The following is a 6,677-nucleotide window of genomic DNA, read 5'->3' as shown; positions in this document are numbered from 1 at the left end:
CATGGCCGCACCCGACCAAACGCCAGAACCAACCGATCAACCCTTGCCCCGCGGGAGCCATCCATACATGGTCCGAGTGCTGCCACGAACAGGGCATTTTTGCGCAGATGATGGCTGGCCTGGCCGCTCAGCACGGCGAGAAAAAGACAGTGATGATCCTTCTCGGGACTCTTCCTTCGGAACTGCCCTGCCGGGCAAGGGACGCCACCTACCTGAAAGCCCATTGCACTGCGTCCAGCCTGGGCGCAAAAAAGGGGGCGTGGCCGCCTGAATGGCCGCACCAAGGGCAACATGAATACCAAGTTGCATGCTATCTGCGACAGCAAGGGCCGGCCTCAACTTCTTCGTCTCAGCTATCGCGCTCGCGGCGCTCGTAATTTATTGGCTATGAGTCCTGAGCCTAAGCCCCTAGAGACACTTCTGCTTTGCAAACCCGGTGACATTTCTACTTGGTTGCAACGAATCTGCGTGATCGCAAATCTGACTATTGCTCTCTCCTAAAGTTCAAACATTCGAGAGAGCGGGCATGGCTGGACTGCAGTCAAACTTGCAATTTGCAAAAAACAAGGACCGCTGCCCGGTTCGGACAGCGGCCCTTTGTTGCAGCGGTCAGCCCTGCTTGTTCTTGTTGTAAACGTCGAAGAACACGGCAGCCAGCAGGACCAGACCTTTGATTACCTGTTGGTAGTCGATCCCGATGCCGACAATGGACATGCCGTTGTTCATCACGCCCATGATGAACGCGCCAACGACCGCACCGATCACCTTGCCCGAACCGCCGGACATGGAGGCTCCGCCGATGAACACAGCGGCAATCACGTCAAGTTCAACCGCAAAGCCGGCCTTGGGCGTGGCGGTGTTCAGCCGCGCCGCAAAGATCAGCCCCGCCAGCGCAGCCAAGAGTCCCATGTTGACGAAAGCGAGGAACATCAGGCGCTCGGTCTTGATGCCAGACAATTTGGCGGCCTTCTCGTTGCCCCCCAAGGCATAAATGCGTCGGCCAATGGTCGTGTTGGCTGTCAGGAAGGCATAGATGACCGTCAGCACGACCATCGAGATCAGCACATTCGGCAGCCCCCGGAAGGTGGCAAGCTTGAAAGACACGAAAAGCAACGCGATGGCGACAATGATATTGCGGACTACAAAGAAGGACTGGGGTTCATCCTCGATGCCGTATTTGACATTACGCGCACGATCACGGAGCCCGATGTAGACGATGATGACAACTGCGATGATGCCGAGGGACATCGCCAATCCGTTGAAATTTCGGCTGCCGGCCATCTCCGCCAGCGGTGTGGTCATCGCCTTGGGAAAGATGTCGCCCACGAAGCCGGTCGACAGCATCTGGAACGCCTTCGGGAACGGGCCAACCGATTGCCCTTCGAGCAGCCAGAGCGATGCGCCCCGGAACACCAGCATCCCCGCCAAAGTCACAATGAACGACGGGATTTTCCAATAGGCGACGAAATAACCCTGAGCCGCGCCGATGAGAATGCCCATGCCCAGCGACAGGACAATCGTCACCGAGACCGGCACATCCCATTCCACGATCATGACGGCCGCAAAGGCCCCGATAAAGCCCATGACCGATCCGACAGACAGGTCGATATTGCCCGAGACGATCACCACAAGCATTCCCAGCGCCATGATGATGATATAACTGTTCTGCAAGAACAGGTTGGTGATGTTCACTGACTTCAAAAGCGTGCCATCGGTGACGATCTGAAAGAACACCATGATCGCGATCAGCGCGATCAGCAGGCCGTATTCCCGCATGTGGTGCTTGAAATAATAGGCCATGCCTTTGGCCTGCGCGCTTTGTGCCTGTTCCATCGCAGGTCCTCCCTATTCCGTAACAATGAGCGACATGATGCGCTCTTGGCTGGCCTCGTCGGCAGTGAGTTCGCCAACCAGTTCGCCTTCGTTCATGACATAGATGCGGTCGCACATGCCCAGAAGTTCGGGCATCTCGGACGAGATCATGACGACCCCTTTCCCCTGTGCGGCCAGTTCATTGATGATGCCGTAAATCTCGAATTTCGCGCCCACGTCGATGCCGCGGGTGGGCTCATCAAGGATCAGCACTTCGGGGCCTGCGAACAGCCATTTCGACAGCACAACCTTTTGCTGGTTGCCGCCCGAAAGGTTCATCACCTTCTGAAAGACCGAAGGCGTGCGAATGTTCATGGCGCTGCGATACTTCTCAGCGACCGAGGTTTCTTCGCGTTCGTTGATCACTCCGCCACTGGACACGCCTTGAAGGTTGGCCAGCGTGATATTGGTCTGGATATTCTCTTCCAGCACGAGGCCCAGAGATTTGCGATCCTCGGTGACATAGGCCAGACCCGCCTTGATCGCGCGGTCAATCTCGGACACGTCTGCCGGTTTGCCGCCCAGCAGCACCTGACCCGAGATATTGCGCCCGTAGCTGCGGCCAAAGACTGACATGGCCAGTTCAGTGCGGCCTGATCCCATAAGCCCTGCAATGCCGACCACCTCGCCCTTGCGGACGGTGAAATTCACATCGGTGATGACCTGCCGCTCTGCATGATCGGGGTGCCAGACGTTCCAGTCTTTCACCTCCATCAGCACGTCACCGGGATTGCGCGGGCGCGGCGGATAGCGGTCCGACATATCGCGGCCCACCATGTCGCGCACGATACGATCCTCGGTCACTTCACCCGAGGCGGAATTCATTGTCGACACCGAGGTGCCGTCGCGGATTACCGTGACCGTATCGGCGACGCGGCGCACCTCGTTCAGCTTGTGGCTGATGATGATCTGGGTAACGCCCTGTGATTTGAGTTCCAGCATCAGGTCCAAAAGCGCCTGACTGTCGGATTCAGACAGCGCCGCTGTCGGCTCGTCCAGGATCAAAAGGCGGACTTCTTTGGACAGCGCCTTGGCGATCTCGACCAGTTGCTGTTTACCCACGCCAAGCTGTTCGATACGCGTGGCGGGCGCTTCTTTCAGGCCGACCTTTTTCAACAGCGCCTCGGTACGCTGGAAGGTCTCGCGCCAGTCGATCACGCCTTTGGCCGCGCGTTCATTGCCCAGAAACAGATTTTCGGCAATCGACAGAAGCGGGACCAAAGCCAGCTCCTGGTGGATGATGATGATGCCCTTTTCCTCCGAATCCGAGATGTCGCGGAATTCGGCAAGATCACCGCTGTAATGGATTTCCCCGTCATAGCTGCCGGCGGGATAGACCCCGGAAAGGACCTTCATCAAGGTCGACTTGCCAGCCCCGTTTTCGCCGCAGATCGCGTGGATTTCGCCATCCATCACCTTCAGGTTCACCTGATCCAGCGCCTTGACGCCCGGAAAGGTTTTGGTGATCGCGCGCATTTCAAGAAGCGGAGTCATTGCGCCCCCTTCGTTGTAAATATGGGGCCCGCCCGTATCCCCACATGGAAGATACGGACAGGCCGGGGAGTGAAGTCAGTGGAAGGCTTACTTGATCTGGTCTTCGGTGTAGTAACCGGACCCGATCAGGACCTCTTCCCAATTCGACGCGTCAACCGAAACCGGCTCGAGCAGGTAGGACGGAACCACCTTCATGCCGTTGTCATAGGTCTCGGTGTCGTTGATTTCCGGCTCGCCGCCAGCCAGCAGGGCGTCAACCATGCCGACGGTGACCTTGGCCAGCTCGCGCGTGTCCTTGAAAACGGTCGAATATTGCTCGCCCGCGAGGATCGACTTGACCGACTGCACTTCGGCGTCCTGACCGGAAACGATCGGCATCTTCATGTCGCCAGAGCCATAGCCAACACCCTTGAGCGAGGACAGGATGCCGATGGACAGGCCATCGTAGGGCGACAGAACACCGTGCACGTCCTGATCAGTGTAATATGCCGACAACAGGTTATCCATGCGCGCCTGAGCGACCGCACCATCCCAGCGCAGCGTGCCGACGGTGTCCATGCCCATCTGTCCCGACGCGATGTTGACCGTTCCCGCATCGATCAGCGGCTGAAGCACTGACATGGCGCCGTTATAGAAGAAATAGGCGTTGTTGTCGTCCGGCGAGCCGCCAAACAGTTCAACATTGTAAGGGCCGTCGCCAAAACGCTCTTTCAGACCGCTCACCAAGCTGGACGCCTGCTGCACGCCAACCTTGAAGTTGTCGAAAGTCGCGTAATAGTCGACGTTTTCGCTGTCGCGGATCAGGCGGTCATAGGCGATGACGTGGATGCCCGAGGCAGCCGCGTTTTCCAGCGCGTTCGACAAGGTGGTGCCATCGATGGCTGCGATGACCAGCACGTCAACGCCCTTGGTGATCATGTTTTCGATCTGCGCCAGCTGGTTGGGGATATCGTCTTCAGCATACTGAAGATCGGCTTCATAACCCGCCTTTTCCAGCTCTTTGACCATGTTGTCGCCGTCGGCGATCCAGCGCGCCGAAGATTTGGTTGGCATGGCAATGCCGACGCTGCCGTCTGCAAAGGCTGCGGACGCGAATGCGATGGCCGCGGTTGCCGTGGCCAGAATAGTTCTGAGTTTCATATCTACCTCCCGAGCGGCGCGGCTGGCCCCCGTCTGTGTGGGCGTGCGGCACCTGTTTGATTTGAGCCTGACGGCCCTCGCCCATGGTTATGGAACCTTGGCATACCTGTAAAATGCTATTGTGCGCGGCCCGTATATCCCTGATGTTATGTCATGGACCTCATACGCCGCCTCAAACTGACCCATCTCAGACTGATCCTCAAGATCGCCGAGGTCGGACAAATTCAGATTGCCGCCAGCACGCTGGCCATGTCGCAGCCCGCCGCCTCGCGCATCCTGGCCGAGATTGAACGCGAGGTCGAGGCGCTGCTTTTCACCCGCACTCCGAAAGGCATGGAGCCGACCTCGGTCGGCGAGGCGTTCCTGCGTCATGCACGGGTGGTGCTTTCAGAACTCGACAGTCTGGAAAAAGAAGTGCGTGGCCTAAGCACCGGTCAGTCGGGCGAGGTGCGCATTGGTACGGTTACAGGTCCGGCGGTGGGTATTTTGATGCCGGTCGTGCAGCAAATTCGGGAGGAAGCGCCGGATATGTCCATCACCATCGAAGTCAGCCCGTCAACCGATCTGGTGCGCGGTCTGGAGGAAGGCCGTTTTGACTTTGTGATTGCCCGCATTCCAGCCAGCCAGAGTAGTCAGGATTTTCTGGTTCATCCGGCAAGATCGGAAGTGGTGCAATTGCTGGTGCGCAAGATGCATCCGCTTGCCGGTCATACCAACGTCAGTCTGGGCGACTTGCTGGAGTTTGACTGGGCAATTCAGGAACGTGGATCGCCAATCCGGCAGGCGGTCGAATTGGCCTTTCACAATCGCGGCGTCCCTACCCCGCCGCGCGTGATGAACAGCTCATCCCTTCTGATCATTCAGTCGCTTCTGGCAACCTCGGATGTCATTGCACCGCAATCGCGCGAAGTGGCCGAGATGCTGACCGGCAAGGATTTTGGCGCCAACCTGACGGTCATCGACCTGAAAGAGGATATCACGGTGCCACCGTATTTCGTCATTCGCCATTATGCGCGTCAGCTTCGCCAGGCGGCGGAAATGATCTACACCCGTGTCTTGCAAAACCTCTGAAGCGGGCGCAATTTCTGGCGAAACCACCATCTCACCGCGCGGCCCGGACGAAAAAGGCCAAGCGAGAATGCCCCGCTTGACCTTGTTGCTTTTGGACCAATGCCCGCGTGCTTCTACAGGCGTCAGAACAGGCTGTCTGTTGCCGTTTCAGGATCCAATGTGAACAGGCTGGACAGATCGAACTGCACCTCCACATTAGTCTCGGTGAGCGCATCGACGGTTTCACCACTGCCGGCTTGCAGCGCGAATTCTGCCCCGAACAGATCCATCCATGGCGAGATGTCACCGCTGTCCATGACTTCACCAGAACCGGTGTTCGAAGTTTCGCCGTAGATGAAGGCATCATAGATCACCGGGTCGACAGCAGACTGCGCCGTGACGATCTCGGCCACTTCGGCCGGAGTTTTGACCCCGTCTGTGACGACGATGTCGGTGATCGTGCCGTCGAAGACATTGCCAAATCCGGCTTCGCCAGTTTTGCTTCCCCAGCCAAGGGCGCCGAATTGGAGGTACTCGGTGTTGGTCTCCCAGGTCATGCCAAACTCGGCCGTGCCGACGTTCACGCCGTCCAGCAGAACGTTTACCGTGGTGCCATCAAAGTCGAACTGCACGTCGTAGACGGTGTTCGCCTCGATCCCCGGGATCTCGAAGGTCTGGTCGCTGGAGCCGTCTTGGAACCGCACCTTAAGCACGCCGTCCTCGATGTAGGCGGCAAAGTGGTTGCCACCCCCGGCGTAATAGCTCGCGTCCTTCGACACCAGACCCTTGCGCCCGCCGACGCTGTCGGCTTCAAAGCTAAAGGCGATGGTGCCCGACGCAAGGTTCAGGTCCACCGAAGGCGCGATCTCAAGCACATCGGAGGCAGATGCAATCTCCAGTGCACCGAGTTGGCTGTAGACCAGATCAACCAAGGGATCTGGCACCTCCGGAACAGTGGGATTCAGGATCTCGGCCACCTCTGCCGGGGTCTTGACGCCTTCAGTGATGACGATATCGGAGATTTGTCCGTCGAAGACTTTTGAGAAGCCCGCCTCGCCGGTTTTGCTGCCCCAGCCGAGGGCGCCGAACTGGAGGTACTCGGTGTTGGTCTCCCAGGTCAT

5 protein-coding genes and 1 pseudogene are annotated in these 6,677 nt (G+C 58.1%); 2 read left to right on the top strand and 4 right to left on the bottom strand.

Annotated features, from left to right (window positions below; translation table 11 throughout):
• A pseudogene (locus tag ACOYQJ_RS25985) lies at positions 1–336 on the top strand (hypothetical protein); the annotation flags it as partial.
• 273 nt (positions 337–609) lie between these two features.
• Here ACOYQJ_RS25985 and mmsB read toward each other — a convergent pair.
• The 3 genes from mmsB to chvE form a co-directional block, all read right to left on the bottom strand.
• Positions 610–1,833, bottom strand: coding sequence for a multiple monosaccharide ABC transporter permease (mmsB, locus tag ACOYQJ_RS25980; protein WP_422908779.1), 1,224 nt, complete (start codon positions 1,831–1,833; stop codon positions 610–612).
• Between the two features lie 12 nt (positions 1,834–1,845).
• Positions 1,846–3,366 carry a multiple monosaccharide ABC transporter ATP-binding protein gene (gene mmsA / locus ACOYQJ_RS25975; protein ID WP_422908778.1) on the bottom strand — a complete coding sequence of 507 codons (1,521 nt, stop codon included), beginning with the start codon at positions 3,364–3,366 and terminating at the stop codon, positions 1,846–1,848.
• Between the two features lie 87 nt (positions 3,367–3,453).
• Positions 3,454–4,506: a multiple monosaccharide ABC transporter substrate-binding protein gene (chvE, locus tag ACOYQJ_RS25970; RefSeq protein WP_422908777.1), complete on the bottom strand. Its 1,053-nt coding sequence runs from the start codon at positions 4,504–4,506 to the stop codon at positions 3,454–3,456.
• Between the two features lie 153 nt (positions 4,507–4,659).
• Between chvE and ACOYQJ_RS25965 the strand changes: the two genes are divergently transcribed.
• Positions 4,660–5,577: a LysR family transcriptional regulator gene (locus ACOYQJ_RS25965; RefSeq protein ID WP_422908776.1), complete on the top strand. Its 918-nt coding sequence runs from the start codon at positions 4,660–4,662 to the stop codon at positions 5,575–5,577.
• A 122-nt stretch (positions 5,578–5,699) separates the two neighbouring features.
• On the opposite strand, the gene ACOYQJ_RS25960 is transcribed toward ACOYQJ_RS25965, so the two are convergent.
• The coding region (locus ACOYQJ_RS25960) for a LamG-like jellyroll fold domain-containing protein (RefSeq protein WP_422908775.1) at positions 5,700–6,677 on the bottom strand (978 nt) is incomplete at its 5' end.

It is taken from the genome of Pacificoceanicola algae (assembly GCF_049341065.1).
Lineage (GTDB): Bacteria > Pseudomonadota > Alphaproteobacteria > Rhodobacterales > Rhodobacteraceae > Pacificoceanicola.
Note: the sequence above shows the minus strand (reverse complement) of the source record. Positions and strands in the feature narration are given on the sequence as shown.

Coding starts and splice junctions, on each gene's coding strand:
- mmsB (WP_422908779.1), bottom strand. CDS start 1,833: ATGGAACAGGCACAAAGCGCGCAGGCCAAAGGCATGGCCTATTATTTC.
- mmsA (WP_422908778.1), bottom strand. CDS start 3,366: ATGACTCCGCTTCTTGAAATGCGCGCGATCACCAAAACCTTTCCGGGC.
- chvE (WP_422908777.1), bottom strand. CDS start 4,506: ATGAAACTCAGAACTATTCTGGCCACGGCAACCGCGGCCATCGCATTC.
- ACOYQJ_RS25965 (WP_422908776.1), top strand. CDS start 4,660: ATGGACCTCATACGCCGCCTCAAACTGACCCATCTCAGACTGATCCTC.